Origin of the sequence: Limosilactobacillus ingluviei str. Autruche 4 (assembly GCF_000312405.1) — a bacterium.
GTDB classification, from domain to species: domain Bacteria; phylum Bacillota; class Bacilli; order Lactobacillales; family Lactobacillaceae; genus Limosilactobacillus; species Limosilactobacillus ingluviei.
The window spans coordinates 728,824-749,173 of sequence record NZ_HE997173.1; the positions used below are offsets into that span (position 1 = coordinate 728,824).

Annotated in this window: 21 protein-coding genes; 5 read left to right on the plus strand and 16 right to left on the minus strand. The window is 54.5% G+C overall.

Annotated elements, in window-relative coordinates; translation table 11 throughout:
• The first annotated feature begins 304 nt into the window (after positions 1 to 304).
• Complete coding sequence (locus tag BN54_RS09805) at positions 305 to 1,207, plus strand: hypothetical protein (RefSeq protein WP_019205778.1); 903 nt, start codon at positions 305 to 307, stop codon at positions 1,205 to 1,207.
• A 128-nt stretch (positions 1,208 to 1,335) separates the two neighbouring features.
• Here BN54_RS09805 and rplS read toward each other — a convergent pair whose 3' ends face one another.
• The 7 genes from rplS to BN54_RS03625 form a co-directional block, all read right to left on the minus strand.
• The gene (gene rplS / locus BN54_RS03595) at positions 1,336 to 1,695 is read right to left on the minus strand and encodes a 50S ribosomal protein L19 (RefSeq protein WP_019205779.1); all 360 of its coding nucleotides are present in this window, start codon (positions 1,693 to 1,695) and stop codon (positions 1,336 to 1,338) included.
• 117 nt (positions 1,696 to 1,812) lie between these two features.
• Positions 1,813 to 3,243 carry an APC family permease gene (locus tag BN54_RS03600; RefSeq protein ID WP_019205780.1) on the minus strand — a complete coding sequence of 477 codons (1,431 nt, stop codon included), beginning with the start codon at positions 3,241 to 3,243 and terminating at the stop codon, positions 1,813 to 1,815.
• Positions 3,244 to 3,996: a tRNA (guanosine(37)-N1)-methyltransferase TrmD gene (trmD, locus tag BN54_RS03605; RefSeq protein ID WP_019205781.1), complete on the minus strand. Its 753-nt coding sequence runs from the start codon at positions 3,994 to 3,996 to the stop codon at positions 3,244 to 3,246. It lies immediately after the preceding gene.
• Complete coding sequence (rimM, locus tag BN54_RS03610; RefSeq protein WP_019205782.1) at positions 3,996 to 4,502, minus strand: ribosome maturation factor RimM; 507 nt, start codon at positions 4,500 to 4,502, stop codon at positions 3,996 to 3,998. The genes trmD and rimM overlap by 1 nt, the downstream gene beginning before the upstream one ends.
• Positions 4,503 to 4,581: 79 nt before the next feature.
• Complete coding sequence (locus tag BN54_RS03615) at positions 4,582 to 4,842, minus strand: KH domain-containing protein (RefSeq protein WP_019205783.1); 261 nt, start codon at positions 4,840 to 4,842, stop codon at positions 4,582 to 4,584.
• Positions 4,843 to 4,854: 12 nt separating this feature from the next.
• Positions 4,855 to 5,130 carry a 30S ribosomal protein S16 gene (gene rpsP, locus BN54_RS03620; RefSeq protein WP_019205784.1) on the minus strand — a complete coding sequence of 92 codons (276 nt, stop codon included), beginning with the start codon at positions 5,128 to 5,130 and terminating at the stop codon, positions 4,855 to 4,857.
• A 99-nt stretch (positions 5,131 to 5,229) separates the two neighbouring features.
• Complete coding sequence (locus tag BN54_RS03625) at positions 5,230 to 5,583, minus strand: winged helix-turn-helix transcriptional regulator (protein ID WP_019205785.1); 354 nt, start codon at positions 5,581 to 5,583, stop codon at positions 5,230 to 5,232.
• 171 nt (positions 5,584 to 5,754) lie between these two features.
• Here BN54_RS03625 and BN54_RS03630 point away from each other — a divergent pair, with 171 nt between their 5' ends.
• Both BN54_RS03630 and BN54_RS03635 read left to right on the plus strand, forming a co-directional pair.
• Positions 5,755 to 6,837, plus strand: coding sequence for an LLM class flavin-dependent oxidoreductase (locus BN54_RS03630; RefSeq protein ID WP_019205786.1), 1,083 nt, complete (start codon positions 5,755 to 5,757; stop codon positions 6,835 to 6,837).
• Entirely contained in the window at positions 6,834 to 7,397 is a 564-nt protein-coding gene (locus BN54_RS03635) for an NADPH-dependent FMN reductase (RefSeq protein WP_019205787.1), read from the plus strand. Before BN54_RS03630 ends, BN54_RS03635 begins: the two co-directional genes overlap by 4 nt.
• Positions 7,398 to 7,438: 41 nt before the next feature.
• On the opposite strand, the gene BN54_RS03640 is transcribed toward BN54_RS03635, so the two are convergent.
• The 6 genes from BN54_RS03640 to BN54_RS03665 all read right to left on the minus strand — a co-directional run bounded on the left by BN54_RS03640 (position 7,439) and on the right by BN54_RS03665 (position 13,182).
• Entirely contained in the window at positions 7,439 to 8,827 is a 1,389-nt protein-coding gene (locus tag BN54_RS03640) for an amino acid permease (protein ID WP_019205788.1), read from the minus strand.
• Positions 8,828 to 8,999: 172 nt separating this feature from the next.
• Positions 9,000 to 9,707: a phosphate signaling complex protein PhoU gene (gene phoU, locus BN54_RS03645; RefSeq protein ID WP_019205789.1), complete on the minus strand. Its 708-nt coding sequence runs from the start codon at positions 9,705 to 9,707 to the stop codon at positions 9,000 to 9,002.
• An 18-nt stretch (positions 9,708 to 9,725) separates the two neighbouring features.
• Positions 9,726 to 10,478 carry a phosphate ABC transporter ATP-binding protein PstB gene (gene pstB / locus BN54_RS03650; protein ID WP_019205790.1) on the minus strand — a complete coding sequence of 251 codons (753 nt, stop codon included), beginning with the start codon at positions 10,476 to 10,478 and terminating at the stop codon, positions 9,726 to 9,728.
• A 22-nt stretch (positions 10,479 to 10,500) separates the two neighbouring features.
• Complete coding sequence (pstA, locus tag BN54_RS03655) at positions 10,501 to 11,385, minus strand: phosphate ABC transporter permease PstA (protein ID WP_019205791.1); 885 nt, start codon at positions 11,383 to 11,385, stop codon at positions 10,501 to 10,503.
• 22 nt (positions 11,386 to 11,407) lie between these two features.
• On the minus strand, positions 11,408 to 12,301 hold the full coding sequence (gene pstC / locus BN54_RS03660; protein WP_019205792.1) for a phosphate ABC transporter permease subunit PstC: 894 nt from the start codon (positions 12,299 to 12,301) through the stop codon (positions 11,408 to 11,410).
• Between the two features lie 2 nt (positions 12,302 to 12,303).
• Positions 12,304 to 13,182: a phosphate ABC transporter substrate-binding protein gene (locus tag BN54_RS03665; protein ID WP_019205793.1), complete on the minus strand. Its 879-nt coding sequence runs from the start codon at positions 13,180 to 13,182 to the stop codon at positions 12,304 to 12,306.
• Between the two features lie 179 nt (positions 13,183 to 13,361).
• Between BN54_RS03665 and BN54_RS03670 the strand changes: the two genes are divergently transcribed.
• Positions 13,362 to 14,033 (plus strand): winged helix-turn-helix transcriptional regulator, encoded by a 672-nt coding sequence (locus tag BN54_RS03670; protein ID WP_019205794.1) that lies wholly within the window; start codon positions 13,362 to 13,364, stop codon positions 14,031 to 14,033.
• Here the strand turns inward: BN54_RS03670 and BN54_RS03675 are convergent.
• Positions 14,015 to 16,378 (minus strand): HAD-IC family P-type ATPase, encoded by a 2,364-nt coding sequence (locus BN54_RS03675; protein WP_019205795.1) that lies wholly within the window; start codon positions 16,376 to 16,378, stop codon positions 14,015 to 14,017. The two genes, BN54_RS03670 and BN54_RS03675, sit on opposite strands and share 19 nt — an antisense overlap.
• A gap of 89 nt (positions 16,379 to 16,467) precedes the next feature.
• On the opposite strand from BN54_RS03675, the gene BN54_RS03680 reads away from it, so the two are divergent.
• Positions 16,468 to 17,763 (plus strand): DUF3114 domain-containing protein, encoded by a 1,296-nt coding sequence (locus tag BN54_RS03680; RefSeq protein ID WP_019205796.1) that lies wholly within the window; start codon positions 16,468 to 16,470, stop codon positions 17,761 to 17,763.
• 15 nt (positions 17,764 to 17,778) lie between these two features.
• On the opposite strand, the gene BN54_RS03685 is transcribed toward BN54_RS03680, so the two are convergent.
• Together BN54_RS03685 and BN54_RS03690 are read right to left on the minus strand one after the other, a co-directional pair.
• Positions 17,779 to 19,383, minus strand: a complete 1,605-nt coding sequence (locus tag BN54_RS03685) for an ABC transporter permease (RefSeq protein ID WP_019205797.1) — start codon at positions 19,381 to 19,383, stop codon at positions 17,779 to 17,781.
• Positions 19,384 to 19,387: 4 nt separating this feature from the next.
• A complete protein-coding gene (locus BN54_RS03690; protein ID WP_019205798.1) occupies positions 19,388 to 20,284 on the minus strand; it encodes an ABC transporter ATP-binding protein in 897 nt (298 codons plus the stop codon).
• Positions 20,285 to 20,350: the final 66 nt, after the last annotated feature.

The following is a 20,350-nucleotide window of genomic DNA, read 5'->3' on the forward strand; positions in this document are numbered from 1 at the left end:
TTTACAGATATGCGCAAAAGTTTGTAAAAAACAAATTAATAAATTTAGATAAGGTTGATATATTAACATTTCACCAAAGACAAACGCTTATCATTTTCACGGATCGGTTATTGCGCATATTTTTAGATATGTCGTGTGTCAATTGACAAAAACGGCCAAAATCAAAAGTAATTTTTCAAACCAGCGGTACCGTGACACAAAAGTAAGCGGCTTAGCTATTCCGCCCGTTAAATTTTTGCTACAATTGGTCAGGACGTCCAAACGTGATTGACGCTAAAAGCTGCGATTTGGGAGGAAAACTACCATGAAAAAGTTACTTACGCTCGGGATGACCCTACTCTGCGGCTGCAGTCTTGCCGCTTGTGGCACTTCCCCTTCCGCTCAGCACAACGCCAATGAGGCCGATGGTCCCCTCACTAAAGTGGGCCAGTACACCAAAAGTGACGCTACTGACCCCAAAGTAACCCTGCTGGCGATCAAGCACTATGATCGCACCTACCAATTGGACGGGGCCACGATTAAAATCAAGACGGCAAAGCTGCTCCAAATGGACGCCACCACGAAAAAGCAGCGGACTGATTACGAGACCAAGCTCGGCCAAGACCTGGGCAAGAAATTTTACGTGTACCAAGTTGAGTATGTTTTGACCAACACGTCGGATCAAAAAATTACTTCCAATGGGTTTGAGGTCATCAATCCCCAGGGCGAGCAACTCGCCACTAATGATGGCGCCGCCGATCTGGCCACTAACGCTAGCATCCAGCCCAAGGCTAAAAAATCCGGCACTTTAATCGCCATCGCCAAAAAGAGCGATCAAGGGAAGCTCGATCAATTCAAGCTCGTGTCCCCCGAATTAATTGACGCAGCAGGCCACACAACCGCTGAGGCACAAACCATTGACTTGCGCAAAAGGGCTGGTAACACCAGCCAAACGGCAGCGGCCAATTCTTCATCGGATGAGCAGTCAGCAACGCCGGCCGCTAACAGTAATCAACAAACGGCCGCCTCATCCGCCGACCATGCTAATGGCGACGATAAGGTCATGGTGGCCGGCCACAGCTTCCACCACGAAACCTTTGCCGGTACCGATATTTTAGTTGGCGACAACGGTGAGGGCGAAGCCGGCGAATGGGCCGCCAATAATCCGGCCACCCAAAACGACGCCAGCGTTAAGGCCCAGCTAAGTTCAATCTATGGTAATAACTAAGTCCTTGGCTAAGGCAAGTATTCACTCCAAAAGTAGTCTTAAGCTCACAAAAGCGGTGCCACCCTACACGGGAGCACCGCTTTTTTAGGCATAAAAAAGAGCCCCCAACTGGGAGCTCTGTTCGGTAATTAGATGTCGCGACGACGTTCCGCGATCCGCGCACCCTTACCAGTCCGTTCACGCAGGTAGTACAGCTTAGCGCGACGTACCCGACCGTAACGAACAACTTCGATCTTTTCTACCCGTGGGGAGTGAACTGGGAAAGTCCGTTCCACCCCAACCCCGTTACTGATCTTCCGAACAGTGTAGGTAGCGGAGATGCCAGCACCGTGGCGCTTGATAACAACCCCTTCAAAGATTTGAACCCGTTCCCGGCTCCCTTCAACGATCAGGGCGTGAACCCGAACCGTATCCCCGGCCCGGAAAGCAGGGATGTCACTACGTAATTGACTTGCGGTGATCTTTTCGATCAATTGATTTTGACGCATTTTATTTATTCCTTTCATCGGCATTCATTCTTTCCCTTGGGAACAGCGGAATACCGTTTATCCGGCTAAACAGCCTTTAGTAATATAACATATCTCCCCCACTGATGCAAGGGCAACTTATTTTTTCCGCTTCACCAGCACCGAGTGGCGGATCCCGTAGCCAAAGTAGACCAACAGCCCAATGACAAACCAGCCGACCATCAGCAATTTGGCATCGACATCCAGGTTCCAGAAAATAACCGCCGAGAACAGCGCCGACAGGGCTGGTAAGACCGGGTATCCGGGCATCTTAAACGAAGCTTCCGGCAAATCGACTCCTTCGCGCTTGCGTAAAGCGTAGATTCCCAGTGATACAAAGATAAAGGCCACCAACGTCCCCGCTGATACCAAAGTCGCCAGGAAGGTAAAGGGAAAGACCGACCCGAGGATCATCGCCAAGACCGTGATCGTCCACAGAGCATGATTTGGGACGTGATTTTCATCGATATGGCCCAAAGTCTTAGGCAGTAAGCCATCCCGGCCAAAGGCGTAAATTAACCGCGAGGAGGCCAAGAGGATCGCAATCAAGGCCGAGAAGATCCCAATCAAGGCCACCACCGACAAGAGGTTGGCCACCAGGGGATGGCCAGCGTGGCGCAGGGCCCAGGCCGCGGGCTCGGCATTATTGGCGTAGCGGTGGTACGGGAACATCCCGACTAAGACCAGGGAAACGGCGATAAAAAAGCCCGTCCCTAACACCAAGGTCCCAATCAGCCCGCGGGGCATCGTCTTTTGGGGGTTCTTAGTCTCGGCGGTATTGGCCGCAATCGCATCAAAGCCGACGTAGGCAATGAAGATCTGCGAAGCCCCGGCCATAATCCCGCTAAGGCCCCCAAAGGTCGTCCCCGGGCGGTGCGGCGGGATAAAGGGCGTGTAGTTTTGCGGGTGCAGGGCCGTCACCCCGACCGCCACGAAGAGAATGATCACCAGCAGCTTGATGGCCACAATCGCATTTTCAATCCGGCTGACCTGGTGGACCCCATGAGAAACCAACCACCCGACCAACAGGATCGCCAACGCAGCAAATAAGTCCAGATACGAACCCTGGTGGGGATTAAAGCCCCCGGTCAAGGCCACTGGCAGCTTAACCCCCAGCGAAGCTAAGAATCCCTGCATATACGCTGACCAGCCCGAGGCGACAAAGGCGACCGAGATGAAGTATTCCGCCAAGAGCGCCCAGCCAGCAATCCAGCCAAAGAACTCCCCAAACAAGACATTCATCCACGAAAACGCCGACCCGGCAAAGGGCAAAACCGATGATGTTTCCGCGTAGGCCAACGCCGACAAGCCGGCCCCAACCGCGGCAACAATGAAAGCCAGCGGGACGGCCGGGCCGGTGTGCTCAGCCGCCACGATTCCCGGCAAGGTAAAGATGGCCGTGCCGACCACCATCCCGGTCCCCAAGCCGATTAAATCCAGGGTCGTCAAAGTCGGGGCCAAGCTGCCGTCTTTTAATTGGTAAGTCGCGGGATCCTCCCGCAACAACAAGCGCGCAAGTAACTTTTTCATCTATTGGTCACCCGCTTCTTCTAAGCGCAAGTCCTGCAGCATGATCCGCTGTTCTGGGGTCAGCGGAGCAGTTTCCAAGAGGTCCGGCCGCCGCTCTAAAGTGCGGCGCAAGGACTCTTTCATCCGCCATTCGCGGATCTTTTGGTGGTTACCCGAGGTTAAGACTTCGGGCACCTTCATCCCGCGAAAATCCGCGGGCCGCGTGTATTGTGGGTATTCGAGCAGCCCGTTGGAGAATGAATCGCCCATTGGCGAAGCCATATTGCCTAAAACCCCCGGGACAAAGCGGGCGGTCGCATCGATCATCACCATCGCCGCCAACTCGCCCCCAGTCAAGACGTAATCGCCCAGTGAGGCTTCATCGGTCACCAGGGTCCGAATCCGTTCGTCGTAGCCCTCGTAGTGCCCACAAATAAAGGTCAGGTGCTCTTCTTGGGCCAATTCGCGGGCGTAGGCCTGATCAAAGCGCCGGCCGGCCGGATCGAGCAGGATCACCCGTCCCTTGGGGTACTGGTCCTTGGTTTCGGCTTCAATGGCCGCCATCGCATCAAAGATCGGCTGGGCTTGTAAAAGCATCCCGGCTCCACCCCCGAAGGGCGCATCGTCGACGTGATTGTGCTTGTCAGTGGTGAAGTGCCGAAAATCAGTGACCTTGATGTCTAAGAAACCATCAGCTTGGGCCCGGCCGACGATCGACTGGCCTAACGTAGCATTAAACATGTCCGGAAAGAGGCTTAAGATATCAATCCGCATTATTCCAACCCCTCCATTAATTCCACCGTTACGACCCCGGCAGCTAGATCAACGTCTTTAACGACGTCGTCAATGACGGGCAACAATAAGTCCTTTTGCCCCGGCCGCTGAACGACCCAAACGTCGTTGGCCCCCGGTGCCAAGATCTCTTTAATCGTCCCTAAGGCTTGCCCAGCCGTCGTCTCGACGACCAGACCAATAATTTGGTGGTAGTAATATTCCCCCTCGGCCAGTTCGCCTTGCGCTTCTTCGGGTACCGCTAAGTAGCAGTCCCGGAAGGTCTGGACGTCATTAATATTGTCGTACTCCTTAAACTTCAGCAGCTCCATCCCCTTGTGGGCGCGAGCTTGTTGGATCGTCACCTCCACCGGGGTGTTCCCTTTTAAGATCACCAGCTGCTTGCCAACTTGAAAGCGGTCCTCGGGGAAGTCCGTCGTCACCATGACCTTGACTTCGCCCCGAATCCCGTGGGTATTTACAATTTTCCCAACGTGGTAGTAATTCACGTCTGCCTCCTTTAGCTCGTTAATTCAAGTGGTTCAGTAGAAAAAAGGGCCGCGACAATTACTCGTCACGACCCCTTCATTAATGGCGCTGGTCATTGATTACCAACCTAATTTTCTTTGCGTTCACCCGCTTATCCCGGGCCCCTTCAACCAGGGTCCGTAATGCCGAGATTACGTGCCCCTGGCGACCAATCACCCGGCCAACGTCAGCCGGATCGACGTCGAGAACGTAATTAATGTAACGCTCATCTTCCCGCGGGGTAACCTTGACGGCGGCTGGCTTTTGCACCAAGGGCCGGACCAAGGTTAACACTAACTCTGAAAAATCTGTTGTAACCATTAACCAATCCCATTACTTCTTAGCGTACTTAGCTTCGTGGAACTTTTGCATAACCCCGGCCTTTTGGAACATGTTCCGGACCGTGTCGGAAGGTTGTGCCCCCTTTTGCAACCATTCCATAACTGCGTCTTCGTCGAACTTAACTTCCTTTGGCGTCGTCAATGGGTTGTAAGTCCCCAACGTAGTGATGAAACGACCGTCACGTGGTGAACGTGAGTCAGCAACCACGATCCGGTAGAATGGGCGCCGCTTGGAACCCATCCGCTTTAAACGAATCTTAACAGACATGCATTCACACCTCCTTGCCCTTTATTTCTAACAGGTAATAATATACCAAGTTTCCAAATGATTGTAAAGGATTTTTTCTTGACAGGGGCAAAAAAGATTTTATTTGGCCTCCGTCCCCTGCTGTCCCAACGCCTGTAAGTGGGCGCGATGCTGGATTCCCCAGGCGTGCAGGGCATCCAAAGTTGGGATCAACTCCTGGCCGTGGGCCGTTAGGCGGTATTCGACTTTGGGCGGCACGGTCGGATAGACGGTCCGCTGGACCAGATCATCAGCGGCCAGCTCCCGCAGGGTCTGGGTGAGCATTTTTTTGGTCACGTCCGGCAAGGCCCGTTGCAGATCCGAAAAGCGCAGCACCGGCGTGGCCCGCAACTGGATCAAGACCGGAATCTTCCACTTTCCCAATAAACTGTCCAAGCCCGTATCAATCCGGCAATCGACAGGTTCAAAGGCCATGGTGGTTCCCCCTTTGCGTTTTTTCTACATTATAGAAGGTCCCTCGCGTCCTGCCAAGCCAGGTGGTTTCTTAAAAGTAACCTGATACCTTCAAAGTGCCGTCTTTTCTTCCTTCCCTGGCTCGGTTATGATACTTACATAAAGTAAGAGCGAACCACGGAGGTGCTCACTATGACCATGACAGATTACCGCATCCACCCGGAAAACGGCCTCGAGATCGGCATCTACACCCTCGGGGATCGGATGCCCGACCCTAACACCGGCCAAATGCCCAGTGAAAAGGAACGCATTGACCACCTGATTGAAATGGCGACGACCGCCGAAGCCGTTGGCCTGGACTACTTTGCCCTCGGCGAAAGCCACCAGGAATTCTTCGTCAGCCAGGCCCACGCCGTCATCCTTGGCGCGATTGCCCGGGCGACGGAAAAAATTAAAATCGGCTCCGGGGTGACCGTCGTCTCGACTTCCGACCCTGTCCGGATCTTTGAAAACTTCGCTACCTTAGACTTGCTCTCCAACGGCCGGGCCGAATTAACCGGCGGCCGGGCGTCACGGGTGGGCCTCTTCAAACTCTTGGGCTACGATCTGGCCGACTACGAAGAATTATTTGAAGAAAAATTTGATTTGCTCTTGCAGCTCGCTCGTCAGGACAAGGTCACCTGGTCCGGTAAGTTCCGCGCGCCCCTGGAGGACGCCACCGTCTACCCGCGGCCGTTAAACGGGACAATGCCAATCTGGCGGGGAGTCGGCGGCCCCGCCCAAAGTGCCATCAAGGCTGGGATGGCCGGGGTGCCGATGCAAGTGGCGATGCTGGCCGGACCGGTCTCGCGCTTCAAACAAACGATCGACGTCTACCGCGAAAGTTTACAGCGCCACGGCTTTAATCCCGCTGATTTTCCGGTCACGACCGGGGGGCTGTTCTATTCGGCTGCCGACATGCCAAGTGCCTTGCGGGCCTATTACCCCTACCTCAATGAAGGAATGAAGAAGGCCAACGGCTACGGCTTTAATAAACGACTCTTTGCGATGCAACGCGACCCGCAAGAAGTCATGCTGATCGGCGATCCGGAACAAATCATTGAAAAGCTGCTCTACCAATACGAAGAATTTGGTATGCAACGCTACATTGCCCACATTGATTTTGGTGGGCTGCCACACCACGAAGTCCTCAAGCAAATCGAAATCTTAGGGACCAAGGTCTTGCCAACCGTCAAAAAATACACCCAAACTTATCCCGGAGGTCAAGTCAAATGAACATCGTCTTAGTCGCCGGTGCGATCACCGGTAGTAAAACCGCGACCGTCTTAACCGCCCTGCAAAAGGAACTGCAAATTCAGGCGCCCGCCGCCAAAGTCACCCTCTTGGACCTGCGGCAACTGCAACTGGTCTTTAGCGACGGCCGCGACTTCCGCGAATACGAGGGGGATACCCGCTACGTGGCCGAAACGATTATGCAAGCCGACGCGTTGGTCTTTGGCTCCCCCGTCTACCAAGCTGGGATTTCCGGGGCTCTTAAAAACGTCCTCGACCTCCTGCCGGCCCGAGCGCTGGCCGATAAGGTGGCCACGGCGGTAATCACTGCTGGTAGTCCGCGCCACTTTTTAGTCGCCGACTACCAACTCAAGCCGATCCTTAACTTCATGAAGGCCGTCTTGCTGCCCAGCACCCTTTACGTTGAAGAAAAGGACCTCGCAGGCAATCAGATCGTGACCGATGAAATCACCAGCCGGATCAAACGCTTGGCTCAGGACCTGCTGTTAACCACCAAGACCTACCAGGCCCAATTAGCGGAGTTGGAAGCCGACCTCTTTTAACTCCACCAAAAAACGCCGTTCCCACCGGAACGACGTTTTTTCTATTGCTGCTGGTCTTGGTCAGACTGCCATTCAATTTGGTTGGGCATCTTGCGAAAGGCCAAGTAGAGCCCCGCCAGCCAGACCAAGGTAAAGATCAGCGCCAGTAAGGTCTCTTTTTCAAAGCACAAGACCCCGAGCACCATCGCTAAGAAGATTAAAATCAAGTAATCACTCAAGGGATAGAGCGGCATGGCAAAGCGGGTTTGGACCCAGTGCTGCTTTTTAAAGCGCAGGTGCGCCCAGACGATCGCCGCCCAGATAAAGAGGAAGCAGGTCGTCGCCACCGAGGTCACCAGGACAAAGAGCTGGTTGGGGATCACAAAGCTCAAGCCCAAGGTTGTCGAAATCATCAGGGCTGAAAAAGCCAGGGCCCGGGCCGGCACCTGCCGCTTGGACAAGCGACTAAGACTTCTAAGCGCCGGGTTTTTGACGTCGTGGGTCAATTCCGCCAGCAGGCGGCCGGTCGTGTACAAGGAACTGTTGCAAGCCGAGGCCGCCGCCGTTAAGACGACAAAGTTCACCACGTCGGCCGCCCCGGGAATCCCGATTTCTTTAAAGACCATCACAAAGGGACTGTTGTTGGGATCGAGCCGGTTCCATGGATACAGGGTCATGATCACCGCCAAGGCCCCGATGTAAAAGAGAATGATCCGCAGTGGGATCGCATTAATTGCTTTGGGAATCACCCGGGCCGGGTCGGCAGTTTCCGAGGCCGTCATCCCCACCATTTCAATCCCGACAAAGGCAAAGACGACCATTTGAAAGGACAGCATAAAGCCCGAAAAACCGGTGGCAAAAAAGCCGCCGTGCTTGACGAGGTTGGCCACCGAGGCCCGCTCGCCGCCGCTTTGAAAGCCCATCAACACTAAGCCAATCCCAATCAAGACCAAAGCGATGATGGCGACAATCTTAATCATCGCAAACCAAAATTCGGTTTCACCAAAGGCCGAGACAGTCGCTAAGTTAAGACTCAACAGCAAGCCCAGGGTCAACAACCCCGGGACCCAGATTGGCAAGTGGGGCAACCATAAATGGATATAGGTCCCAATCGCGATGATTTCCCCCATCGCCACGGCAATCCAACAGGCCCAGTAGGTCCAGCCGACCACGGCCGCAATCCGCGGGCCCAAGAAGTCCTTAATCGCCTCAATAAAGGAGCGGTAGTTCAAGTTTGCCAATAAAATTTCCCCGAGCGCCCGCATCAACAAGAAGCACATGATTCCCGTAATAATGTAGGCTAAGAGAATCGCCGGGCCGGCCGAATGGATCGACTTGCCCGAACCCAAGAACAGCCCGGTCCCAATCGTCCCACCCAGGGCGATCAGCTGGACGTGGCGGCTCTTGAGGCCGCGGGAAAGCTCTTGGGGCTGATCAGTTTGCGTTTTCATATTTTTTCCTCCGCGTATCATCTAACTTGGAAGTCTTTATTTTAGCATGATTCTCATTTGATTTTAACTGATTTTTCATTTTACGTCGAATCTTAAGTTTCGCCCCGCCCCAACTTTAAAAACCGCGGTCAACTAAAAAAGCGGGGCCCCCTTTGGCGCACCCCCGCTTGCTCTAGTTGTCTGTTTTCACCAGCCGCTGCTTAACCAAACTCGGATCGGTCTTGCCCGGGTTGAGTTCCACCAGTTTCCCGGAGGCAATGTAGATAATCCACTCGGCCAGGTTGACAATGTGATCACCCGCCCGTTCCAAGTTGCGAATCACGCCCATGTAGGTTTCGTAAGCGGGAATTCGGTCATGATTGGCCATCATCCCCGCTAAAATCGCCTTTTGTTGGCGCACATAAATGACGTCGACTTCCAAGTCCTGGTTGGCAACTTCATAGGCCGCCTGTTCATCATTGTTGGCGTAAGCATCCATGACCTTTTCCAACATCTGCCGCACTAATTCCGTCATTTTCGAAATTTCTTTTTCAATCGCCGGCACGTGGTGGACCTGATTTAAATTCACCGTTGCCCGGGCGATGTGGGTCGTGTAGTCCCCGATCCGTTCCACATCGTTACTGGCCTTTAAAATACTGATGATTTCGCGAAAGTCGCTGGCCAGGGGTTGTTGGAGGGCCATCACCTTCAGGGCCCGCTTTTCCAAGCTGACTTCTTCATCGTTAATGTCTTGGTCGCGGTTTAAGACGTGCTTGGCCAATTCATTATCGTGGTCAATAAAGGCCTTGGTGGCTTGATAGAGTTGCTCGCTAGCATCAATCCCCATTTCCATAAAGCGCGACCGTAACTTCTTTAACTCTGCTTCAAAGATAACGCTCATTTCTTTACCTCACTTTTCCTAGCCAAACTTGCCGCTCAAGTAATCCGCCGTCCGTTGCTCGCTCGGGTTCATAAATAATTGGTCGGTTGGTTTAAATTCTACCAGCTTGCCCTGCTCAAAGTAAGCCGTCCAATCTGAAATTCGCGAGGCCTGCTGCATATTGTGGGTCACGATTATGATCGTGAATTGCTCTTTGAGCTGGGCCAAGGTGGCCTCGATCTGGTTGGTCGAAATCGGGTCTAAGGCACTGGTCGGTTCGTCCATCAGGATGATTTCCGGCTGGGTGGCCAGGGTCCGGGCAATGCACAGCCGCTGCTGCTGACCCCCGGAGAGGGCCTGGGCGCTGGTCTGCAAGCGATCCTTGACTTCTTCCCAGAGGGCGGCTTGCTTAAGGCTTGCTTCCACCCGGTGGTCTAAGACGGTACGGTCCTTTTCCCCGCGCAAGCGCAAGCCGTAGATCACGTTTTCATAAATTGACATCGGAAAGGGGGTGGGTTGTTGAAAGACCATCCCGATTTGTTGGCGGACCCGGTAAACGTTGGTTTCGGGCCGGTTGATGTCGACGCCGTGGAAGTTGATCTGGCCAGTCACCGTGGCGATCTCATCGTTCATCCGGTTCAAGCTCCGCAATAAGGTTGACTTCCCTGACCCCGAAGCCCCAATCAGCGCGGTAATCTGGTGGGCGGGAAAGTCCATGTTGACGTCGGTGACGACTGGCTTTTCCCCGTAAGCGACGGCGACGTTTTGCACTGCTAAGGCAATTTCATTCATGCTAAAGCATCCTTTCTGCTGGTTATTTGCGCAAGCGCCGGGCCAGGTAATTCCCCAGCCCCCGGGCACTCAGGTTAAAGATTAAAATCGTCAGGATCAAGACAGCCGCGGCCCCACTGGACACTGCGGCCGCATCGGGAATCAACCCTTCGGTATTGACCTTCCAAATGTGGACGGCCAGGGTTTCGGCCGGCCGCAGCGGGTTCAAAAAGCTGGTCGGCGCAAAGGGATTCCAGTTGGTGTAATCGACGTTGACCGTGCTTTGCCCGGCGGTGTAGATCAAGGCGGCCGCTTCCCCAAAGATCCGCCCGGCACTTAAAATCGCCCCGGTTAAAATTCCCGGCAAGGCCTGAGGCAGGACGATTTTAAGGGTCACTTGCCACTTGGGCATCCCGAGGCCCAAGCCAGCTTGCCGTTGCAGGGCCGGCACTTGCTGGAGGGCCGTCTCGCAGGCCCGCGTCAAAAGCGGCAGGTTGATGATCGTCAATGCCAAGGCCCCGGCCAAGAGGGAAAAGTCTAACCCCCAGCGCAGGACAAAGACCAGGTAGCCAAACAACCCGATTACAATCGACGGCAGGGAGCTCAAGACTTCAATCGCCAGGCGCAAGGCATTGGTCCAACCATTTTGCGGCGCGTATTCACTCAGGTAGATTGCCGCCCCCAAGGCCAGTGGGACCGCCACCGCCAGGGTCAAAACCACCAGGTAAAAGGAGTTAAAGAGTTGATCAAAGATCCCCCCGCCACTGGTAAACGACGACGCCGAGCTGGTCAAAAAGTGCCAAGAAACGTGGGGCAGCCCGGTGATTAACAGGTAGGCGACCAAACTGATGACGATTAAAGCGGCGATCCCGGCCAAGCCTAGGATCAGCCCCGTCGCCAGGCGATCTTGTTTTTCTGCTTTTTGCATATCATTTCCTCCAAATTATCAGCTAGCCCTTTTTCGTAACCAAGCGCATCCCGAGGTTGAACAATAAGGACATCGCCAGCAAGACTAAGGCCAGGGCCCAGAGGGCATCGTTGGCGGCGGTCCCCATAATCGTGTTCCCCATCCCGGTCGTCAAGACGCTGGTCAGGGTCGCCGCCGAGCTCTGCAGGCTGGTCGGCATGATCGCCGCATTCCCAATCACCATTTGGACCGCTAAGGCTTCCCCAAAGGCGCGGGCCATCCCGAAGATCATCGCCGTTAAAATCCCGCCCCGCGCGGCCGGCAAGACCACCCGGTGGATGGTCTGCCACCGCGTCGCCCCCAGGCCTGCCGAGGCTTGGCGCTGTTGCTTGGGGACGGCTTGCAAGGCTTCAATGGCCATCGAGGTCATCGTCGGCATGATCATCAGGTATAAGACCCCGACCGCGGCGACCAGGCCAAAGCCGGTCCCCCCGACGAGCTGGCGAACGGCCGGCACGATCACCGTCAGCCCCACCAGCCCATAGACGACTGAGGGAATCCCGACCAGCAGCTCAATAACCGGCTGAAGGAGTTTCTTGGCGACGGGTGGCAGAATTTCGGTCACTGCCAGGGCCACCGCCAAGGCAAAGGGCAGGCCGATGAGCCCGGCCACCACCGTCACGATCAGGGAGGTGACGATCATGGGGGCGGCGCCAAACACGCCGGCCCCGGGCGCCCAGGTCGGGCTAAAGAAGAATTCGGTGAGTTTCCCTTCCCCGGTCGTAAAGAGGCGGACCCCCTTGGCAATTAAGAAGAGCAGAATCGTCACCACCAGCGCCCCGATCACCAGCAGGGCCAGGCTGGTCAGCCAACGACCGCGGCGTTCCTGTTGGCGTTCCTTCGAAGCCCCGGTCAAATAAGTATGCCAATTTTCCATGATTACTTTCCTTTCACTGGACTAAGCTTGCCGTGGGCATCCCGGTGCACTTGCATCTCATCGACGCTGACGTAGTGGGCCTTAGGGACCAAAGTTTGTTGGACCGTTGGCGAAGTCAGGTACTTAACAAAGGCGCGGGCCGCCGGGCTGGCGTTTTTCCGGAGGTAGACGTGTTCGTAAGACCACAGCGGCCAGCGGTTGGTTTGAATATTGGCCGCCGTCGCTTTTACCCCGTTCAAGGTCAGCGTCTTAACGGTTGAATTGACGTACGGCAGGGCGACGTAGCTGATCGCCCCCGGGGTGTTGGCGACAATTTGCTTGACGGTCCCGTTGGAATCTTGTTCCTGGGCCGGTTTCGGCGCTTGCCCCTTTAGGATCAAATCTTCAAAGGCCAACCGGGTCCCGGACCCGTCCGCCCGGTTGATGATCGTGATTTTTTCATCGGGGCCGCCAACGGCTTGCCAATTGGTAATTTCCCCGGTAAAAATCCGGCGCAGCTGGTCGGTCGTCAAATTGTTGACCTTCAACTTTGGATTAACGATCGGGACAATCCCGGCGACGGCCACGATATGGTCTTCGAGCTTAGTCGCGTCAATCCCCTTTTTTTGTTCGGCGTAGACGTCCGAAGAACCGAGGTCGACAGCCCCAGCTTGAACCTGGCTGAGCCCGGTCCCCGAGCCACCCCCTTGGATCGTGACGTTCACCCGCGGGTGCTGCTGATTAAAGCCCGGGACCGCCGCTTCGGCCAGCGGCTGCAGAGCCGTCGAACCAACGTTGGTGACCTTCGCCTGTTTGAGTTGACCGCTGGAGTGGGCGCTCCAAGCGCCCCACCCCAAGAGCCCGGCCACAATCACCAGGAATGCGAGCCATCCTTTTTTCATGCTTGATCTTTCCCTTCCGTGGGGTGATTCACCCCGGTTGTTTTCCTTGTCACATCATGGTACAAATAAAGCATACTGAAGCGATGTAAAGCTTTACCCGGAAGAATGTAAAGGTTATGTAAATTTAGGGGGCGACGACGATTAAACAGCTACTGGTACTTTCCAAGGATCAAGCTTTTTTGGCGCGGCTGCATAAGGCCGGGCAACAAAATGACTGGCAGATTACGGCCTTAACCACCGCCACCAGCATCGTGGTCGCCTTAAACCAAGCCGATTATGACGGCCTCTTATGGGATCTGGCCGCCAGCAATTTAGACACGACTTTGGCGACGGTGATGCTGATCCGGGAGACTTTCGCTCACCCAATCATCGCCATTGCCACGACCCCTAGTGAACGCGAACAACGCAAACTCTACCGGGCCAAGGCCGACGCCGTGATCGATCGCACGCTGGCCATGAGCGTCTTTAGCGCTCTGTTTGACCAGCGGACTTGGGTCTACCAAAACGCCCCCGCGACGGTGGCCACCCCCACGCCGGCCGCGCCATCGACCACGACCTACCAATTGGGAACCATCACCGTCGATCCCACTAATTACACCGTTACGAAAAATGGCCAGGCTCTAAACCTGACCAAGAAGGAATTTCAACTGTTAGTCTACTTATTGGAGCACCAAAACCAAGTCCTCAGCCGCGAACAACTGCTCAACGGCGTTTGGGGCTACGACCTGCTGGGGACCTCGCGGATCGTGGACATTCACATCTCGCATCTGCGCGATAAATTAGAGGACGATCCCAAACAGCCCCAGTGGCTCAAGACCGTCCGCGGCTTTGGCTACCGGCTGGAAAAATGAGATGAAGGGCCAGGCTGGTGGTGGTACCACTTTTCGACCCGGCTGACCACCCAAGTCGTCCCATGCAAAATTGGCCCCGTCGTCAAGGCGACCAAGCCCAAGATCGCCCAGCCGCGCAAGCTCGGCCAGGTCAAGCCAAACAGCCACGGGGTCGCTAAACTCCCGCCGGCCAGGGCCAGGAGACAACCAGCGTAAATCAAGCGCCGCACCCGATCGAAGGGCTGGCAGGTCCGGTACAAGACGCGTAACCCTACCAAAATCAAGAGTAAGACGGCGACGGTCGAATAATCGGCGTAGGTCAAGTTAAAGACCTGGGCCAAAGCAACCATCATCCCCACCACAATCACGTCCGTTAAGCCCCCCGGGAGGGCCAAGAACATGACGTTGGTCAAAAAGTGGCCGCGCAGGCATTCATGATTCGGCTGCAAGGCTAAGAAGAAGCCGGGCAGCCCGATCGTGACCAACCCCCATAAGGACACTTGGGCCGGCTTGAGCGGGTAGGTAAAGATAAACGCAACCGCTAAAAGGGCCATCAAAAAGGAAAAGAGGTTCTTAACCAAAAAGAGGCTGGCGGACCGCTGGATGTTATTGACCACCCGTCGCCCTTCCAAGACGACCGCGGGCAGACAGGCAAAGTCCGAATCCAACAAGACCACTTGGGCCACGTGGATGGCCGCCTCGCTGCCCGAGGCCATCGCAATGCTGCAATCGGCGTCCTTTAGGGCTAAGACGTCGTTGACCCCATCGCCGGTCATCGCGACCGTGTGGCCCTGGGCTTGCAGGGCCTGGATCAATTGCCGCTTTTGCTCCGGGGTGACCCGCCCAAAGACCGTATGCTTGGCCGCGGCGGCCTGCAGCGCCGCGGGCGTCCGTAACGTCGTCGCATCGACAAAGTCCGCCGCCCCTTTAATTTGCGCCGCTTGGGCCACGGCGGCCACCGTCGCCGGATTATCACCGGAAATGACTTTGACCGCCACGCCCTGTTGGCGGAAGTAGGCAAAGGTCTGCGGGGCTTGGGGCCGGACCGGGTTGGTCAATTGGACGTAGGCCAAGGGGGTCACTGGCCCCTGCAGCTGCGTGGCCTGCAGCCCGGTCGCCTGGCCAAAGACTAAGACCCGCTGACCCCGTTCCCGGGCGGCAGCCACGGCCGGGGGTAAAGCAGCGCTATTCCCCAGTACAAATTCGGGGGCCCCAATCACATAAGTGGTCGCCCCAAACCGGGCCGCGCTATACTTATTGCGCGAGGTAAAGGGCAGGACCGCCGTCGCCTGCGCCGGCTGCGGGGCGGGAAAGGCCGCCTGCAGGGCCTGCATCGTGCTATTATCCGGGGCCAAGACGCTGAGCAGCTGGGTCAATTGGGCTTGCACCGTTGCCCTGGCTTGACCAGCCACGGGTTGCCACGCCGTGACTTGCATCGTATTTTCCGTAATCGTGCCGGTTTTGTCGACACACAGGGTATCAACCCGGGCCAGGGTTTCGATGCTTTTCATCTCGTGCAATAAGACCCGCTGCTTAGCCAAGCGACTGGCACTGACCGCCAGGGCCACGCTGGCCAAGAGATACAGGCCCTCGGGAATCATCCCCAAAATTGCGGCGACCATCGAGGTAATACTGTCGTGAAGACTTTCATGGTTGACGGCCAGCCCCTGCCAAACCAACAGGATCCCGAGGGGGACCAATGCTACCCCAATTACTTTGATCAATTGATCCAAGGCGCGAATCATTTCGGATTGTTCACCTTGGGGCGTCGCCTTCGCCGCTAAGGTCAGCTGGTTAATGTAGGCGGCTGCCCCGACCGCGGTCACTTGGGCCCGACACGCCCCGGCGACCACAAAGCTCCCTGACATCAAGGTGGCGCCGACCGGCTTTTTGATTTCGTCGGCTTCCCCGGTCAGCAGCGCTTCGTTGACCAAGACTTCACCGGCGCAGACCTTGGCATCCGCCGCAATTTGATCGCCGGTCTGGTACACCACGATGTCGTCTAAGACCAGCTGCGCGACGGCAATCTGCTGGCGTTGGCCGGCCCGGATCACGGTCGCGTGGGGGACGTTGAGCATCGTAAGTTCATCCAAAATCTTTTTCGCACGCACTTCTTGAAAAATCCCGATCAGGGTGTTGGCGATGATAATCGGCAAAAAGGTCAGGTTGCGAAAGGATTGGACCACACACAGCAGCACCGTCAGCACCACAAAAATCAAATTAAAGTAGGTAAAGACGTTGGCGCTAATAATTTGTTTGACCGTCCGCACGGGCGGCGCCACCGCTTGGTTCACCTGCCCGGCCGCCTGGCGCTGGGCCACCTGGGCGGCGGATAGGCCTTGGTTGGGATCAACTTGCTGCAACATCGGACTGCCCCCCTTTCTGGCTCGTTACCCTTATTCTATCATTTTTTCATCCCCGCTGGCTTTAGTGAAAGGAGGACCCCCTTTTGGTAATGACAACTTTTCGGCACCGTTGGCAGGCCTGGCGCTTGCAGCAAGCTAGCCAGCGCTACTGCCGGCGCTGGCCCTTAGCAGCACAGCCAACCCTACAAATCACCCTGGCCACCCAGCTTGCCACCTTGCGCCGCGAAGGCTGGGATTTTGCCGCCTGCCGCGCCTACGTTACGGCGCTGACCAACCAGCCGTCCGCCCCGGCCCCCGCAATTCAGTTGGACCAGGCGTGGCAGCAGCTCCATTGCGTTGGCAGCGACCTTTACACCACCCTGCTGCGGGCCAGCCGGCTGGCTCCCGCGGCCAAACTGCGCTTAATGCTGACAGAGCACTTGCAAGCGGCCGTTGATCCGTACGGCTTTTTACAGTTGAACGCCACCGGCCAAGCCGCCTACCGGTTCAGTGCACAACTCAACCCGCTGTGCGATTATTACCCGCTGGTACGCCAGCTGGTCTGCCAGGCTTACGGCCGGACTGGACTGGGGCGTGATGCACTGGGCCACCAGCTCCACTGCTTTCGCTCCTACCTGGATCGCGCTGCCCTGGCCTACCTGCGCGCCTACCCTCATCCTCAACCCGCCGCCACCGATTACCAACGCCTTTTGCAATTTCTCGCCGACCACCAGCTCCGCGCTGATTACACCACGAACGCCAGCTTGCACAACCGCACGGCCCAGCCCTTTACCTACCCGCACAACATGAAGGTGCAACTAACCGCCAACGATCCAGCTTGGCGCTACAACCGCGGGCGGATGATCGAATTGATTGTCGATTTAACCAGTGAGCAATTCGTCTCCGAGTGGAATGCCTACCAGCACCACCGCCGCGCCAACGGTCAAGTCGACGCAAGGGGGCAGGGCTACCACCCCGCCGAGCTGGCCCAAATTGCCAATACCGAATCTTTTAACTATGGCATCCCCCATGGGGCACACCGTGTTCCCTATCCCTACCGCCACACCCACCAGCGGTTAGACGTTGACCATCCTCAGGACCCGGCCATCCGGCGCTTCGCCCTCACCGGCCGCTTGCAAGCGCCAACCGGAAAAATTATTATTAAGGGCCAAGCCGCCTATCGGGCACCTAAGACGTTGGCAGCGGGTGGCAACTACGTCAACATCGTCAGTGGTGGACAAGTGGCGGACCTGCGGGCTTGGCAAGCCGTCCCAGCCAACCAACGGGCTGGGGTTTACCGCCGCTATGTCCAGTGGGCCAAAGCCGACCGGCGCCACCGGCAGTACGCGGGGTTTGCGGCTTTTTGCAAGCAGATGAAAAATAATGACTACTCCCTCCATCGCTGAACAACTGAAGCCGTATCACTTTATTTCCTTGTGCGTAAAAAGAAGGCCTCCCACAGCCATTGCTACCATCCCGATGCTACTCAAAACAACAAACGGGGCCAAAGCAAACTGCTCCCTTGGCATCTTTGCCAGAATTTCAAATAGCGACGTCTGCGTAACCCATTTTGGCAAGTCTAGTAAAACCGCAAAGTACGTTACACAAAAGCTATAGCCAAGCAAGCCGTACACCAACCAATCACATACGGCGGGCAAACTTAAACTTAGCAACATTAGTCCTACAAACAAGCAAAGCAACGGCCATTGATTCATAGCCGCTTTGATGCAGGTAACGACAAATGCCTGATTAGCTGGCTGCATTGAGCTTACGGCCGCCATTCCTAAACTCAATCCGGTTAGTGCAATGGCTAAGGTCCCAAATCCCACTGCGAGCATCAAGGTAATTAAGTAGATCTTGCCACGGCTCACCCGATGTACCAAAAGATAACCCAAACGCGCTTGAACTTCTTCTGTCCGCACTTTGCGCACCACGACTAATGGCATTACCAAAGCGATTGCGGTCAAGACCATCATAATCAGGGAAGTAAACGAATCAATTAAGCTTGCGGCATTATTCGCAAACATTTGGTTAAGTAACTGGTTGCTATTTATAAAAGTGTCAATATCGCCATAAATTGAGCCATACATTGCCGCAATAACCACATCAGCAATCAACCAGGTAATGATTGTCCCTCGGTTGAGATAAAAGAAGAAGCCCACGGGCATCGTTAAATAGCGTCCCGCTTTAATTCTCCCTCGGTGAGCAACTAGTAAACTCGTTCCTAAGTCCCGCTGACTTTCTAATCGCAACCCGAGCATAAATAAAGTAAGGATGAGCATAAGCAAGCCGAACAGATAACGCCAATCATTCTGATGAAAGGGTTGGCCTAAATAAGCCCAAGCTAACGGATTGAACTTGGACAGCTTTACATTGCTGACATCCGTGCCAGCTCTTAGCAGGTAGAGCAATCCAACTAAACTAAAGAAAATTCTCCGAGCCTGTGAACTCGTGGCAAATATTTGTGCACAAACATACGCCATACTAGCCCCCAACAAGCTCGCTAGCCCTAGCGCACTAGCGAAGTAAAGACTGCCAGTGAAATCCACCGTCGGGGCTTTATACGAAACTAAGATCCCACTAATGAGAATCACCAGCAAAATCGCATGTAGCAAGACCAGTAAGTTAGCAGCTAAACTATAAGCACTCGAACCAATCCTTAATACTTTGAGGATTTCTAGCTGTCCATTTTCTTCCACCTTGCGCGTTTGCCCAATGATAAAACTCCCTGCCACCATCATTGTTACCACTGCGGTAAAGAGCGTCATCTCATGACCGTACATCACGCCAACCGTATATTGATGAGCGGAAGCCACCGGTAAAGGGCCAACGATCGCTGCCATTGCTGGATTTTGCATCGTCACAAACAATCCTGCTTTTCCTTGATCTGCGGCAATTTTTTCAAAAGCAGGTACATAGCCACTCGCAAACGCAACTACCCCTATCAACCATAACGAAAGCCATACCCGCTTTTGACGTAATTGAAATCGACAGAGGGCGAGCGCTTGGGTAAAACTATTTTTCATCGTTCTACCCCCATTCACCAGTTTGATAGTGACGCATAAATAATTCTTCTAATGTTGGCGGCAAGATTTCTAACTTTTGTACCTGATAATGGCTTAATTCTTGTAGCAACTCATTCAAAGCCGACTGATCAATGGAAAAAGTGGCTTGATTGACACCGGTTGGCGTCCAATCGTGAACAAAGGCCGCCGTTTTCAAAACGGAAATGTTTTCTTTTAGCGCAAGCTGAACCGTACTGCGCGTTAGATGCCGTAATTGGGCTAAAGTCCCACTCTCGACCACCCGTCCTCCTTGAATAATAACCACTCGATCTGCCAAACGTTCCACTTCACTTAAAATATGCGAAGAAAGCAACACCGCTTTTTGTTCTGCTTTAAGGCGCGCTACCTCGTCTTGAAAGACCCTTTCCATCAGAGGATCTAAGCCACTTGTTGGTTCATCTAAAATATAAAGTTCACAATCGACGGCTAAGGCGGCAATTAAGCCTACTTTTTGGCGATTCCCCTTTGAGTAGCTCTTCACCTTTTTCGATAAATCTAACTGAAATTTTTGGACTAATTCCGCTTTTTTGGCTTGATTTCCCTTACCATGCAACTTCATCAATAAGTCAATCGTCTGCCCACCGGTTAAATTTTCCCATAGGGCTAAATCGCCCGGAACATACGCCACCGCTTGATGAATCAACAAAGCCTCTTGCCAACTATCCTTGCCAAATACTTCTACCAATCCCCCACTTCTTTTTAGCAGTCCTAACATAATCCGAATTGTTGTAGACTTTCCTGCACCATTGGGGCCAATAAAGCCAACAACTTCACCGGGATAAACTTCAAAGCTTACATCCTTTAAGGCGGTAGTATTCCCAAATTTTTTAGTCAACTGTTCAATTTTTACAATTGGTTCCATCTGTTCCACCTTCTTTATAACTAAAAGACAATTTTAGTCTCAAAATAAGCTGTCTAGCAGTAAATG

Coding starts and splice junctions, on each gene's coding strand:
- BN54_RS09805 (WP_019205778.1), top strand. CDS start 305: ATGAAAAAGTTACTTACGCTCGGGATGACCCTACTCTGCGGCTGCAGT.
- rplS (WP_019205779.1), bottom strand. CDS start 1,695: ATGCGTCAAAATCAATTGATCGAAAAGATCACCGCAAGTCAATTACGT.
- BN54_RS03600 (WP_019205780.1), bottom strand. CDS start 3,243: ATGAAAAAGTTACTTGCGCGCTTGTTGTTGCGGGAGGATCCCGCGACT.
- trmD (WP_019205781.1), bottom strand. CDS start 3,996: ATGCGGATTGATATCTTAAGCCTCTTTCCGGACATGTTTAATGCTACG.
- BN54_RS03615 (WP_019205783.1), bottom strand. CDS start 4,842: ATGGTTACAACAGATTTTTCAGAGTTAGTGTTAACCTTGGTCCGGCCC.
- rpsP (WP_019205784.1), bottom strand. CDS start 5,130: ATGTCTGTTAAGATTCGTTTAAAGCGGATGGGTTCCAAGCGGCGCCCA.
- BN54_RS03625 (WP_019205785.1), bottom strand. CDS start 5,583: ATGGCCTTTGAACCTGTCGATTGCCGGATTGATACGGGCTTGGACAGT.
- BN54_RS03630 (WP_019205786.1), top strand. CDS start 5,755: ATGACCATGACAGATTACCGCATCCACCCGGAAAACGGCCTCGAGATC.
- BN54_RS03635 (WP_019205787.1), top strand. CDS start 6,834: ATGAACATCGTCTTAGTCGCCGGTGCGATCACCGGTAGTAAAACCGCG.
- BN54_RS03640 (WP_019205788.1), bottom strand. CDS start 8,827: ATGAAAACGCAAACTGATCAGCCCCAAGAGCTTTCCCGCGGCCTCAAG.
- phoU (WP_019205789.1), bottom strand. CDS start 9,707: ATGAGCGTTATCTTTGAAGCAGAGTTAAAGAAGTTACGGTCGCGCTTT.
- pstB (WP_019205790.1), bottom strand. CDS start 10,478: ATGAATGAAATTGCCTTAGCAGTGCAAAACGTCGCCGTCGCTTACGGG.
- pstA (WP_019205791.1), bottom strand. CDS start 11,385: ATGCAAAAAGCAGAAAAACAAGATCGCCTGGCGACGGGGCTGATCCTA.
- pstC (WP_019205792.1), bottom strand. CDS start 12,301: ATGGAAAATTGGCATACTTATTTGACCGGGGCTTCGAAGGAACGCCAA.
- BN54_RS03665 (WP_019205793.1), bottom strand. CDS start 13,182: ATGAAAAAAGGATGGCTCGCATTCCTGGTGATTGTGGCCGGGCTCTTG.
- BN54_RS03675 (WP_019205795.1), bottom strand. CDS start 16,378: ATGTTGCAGCAAGTTGATCCCAACCAAGGCCTATCCGCCGCCCAGGTG.
- BN54_RS03680 (WP_019205796.1), top strand. CDS start 16,468: ATGACAACTTTTCGGCACCGTTGGCAGGCCTGGCGCTTGCAGCAAGCT.
- BN54_RS03685 (WP_019205797.1), bottom strand. CDS start 19,383: ATGAAAAATAGTTTTACCCAAGCGCTCGCCCTCTGTCGATTTCAATTA.
- BN54_RS03690 (WP_019205798.1), bottom strand. CDS start 20,284: ATGGAACCAATTGTAAAAATTGAACAGTTGACTAAAAAATTTGGGAAT.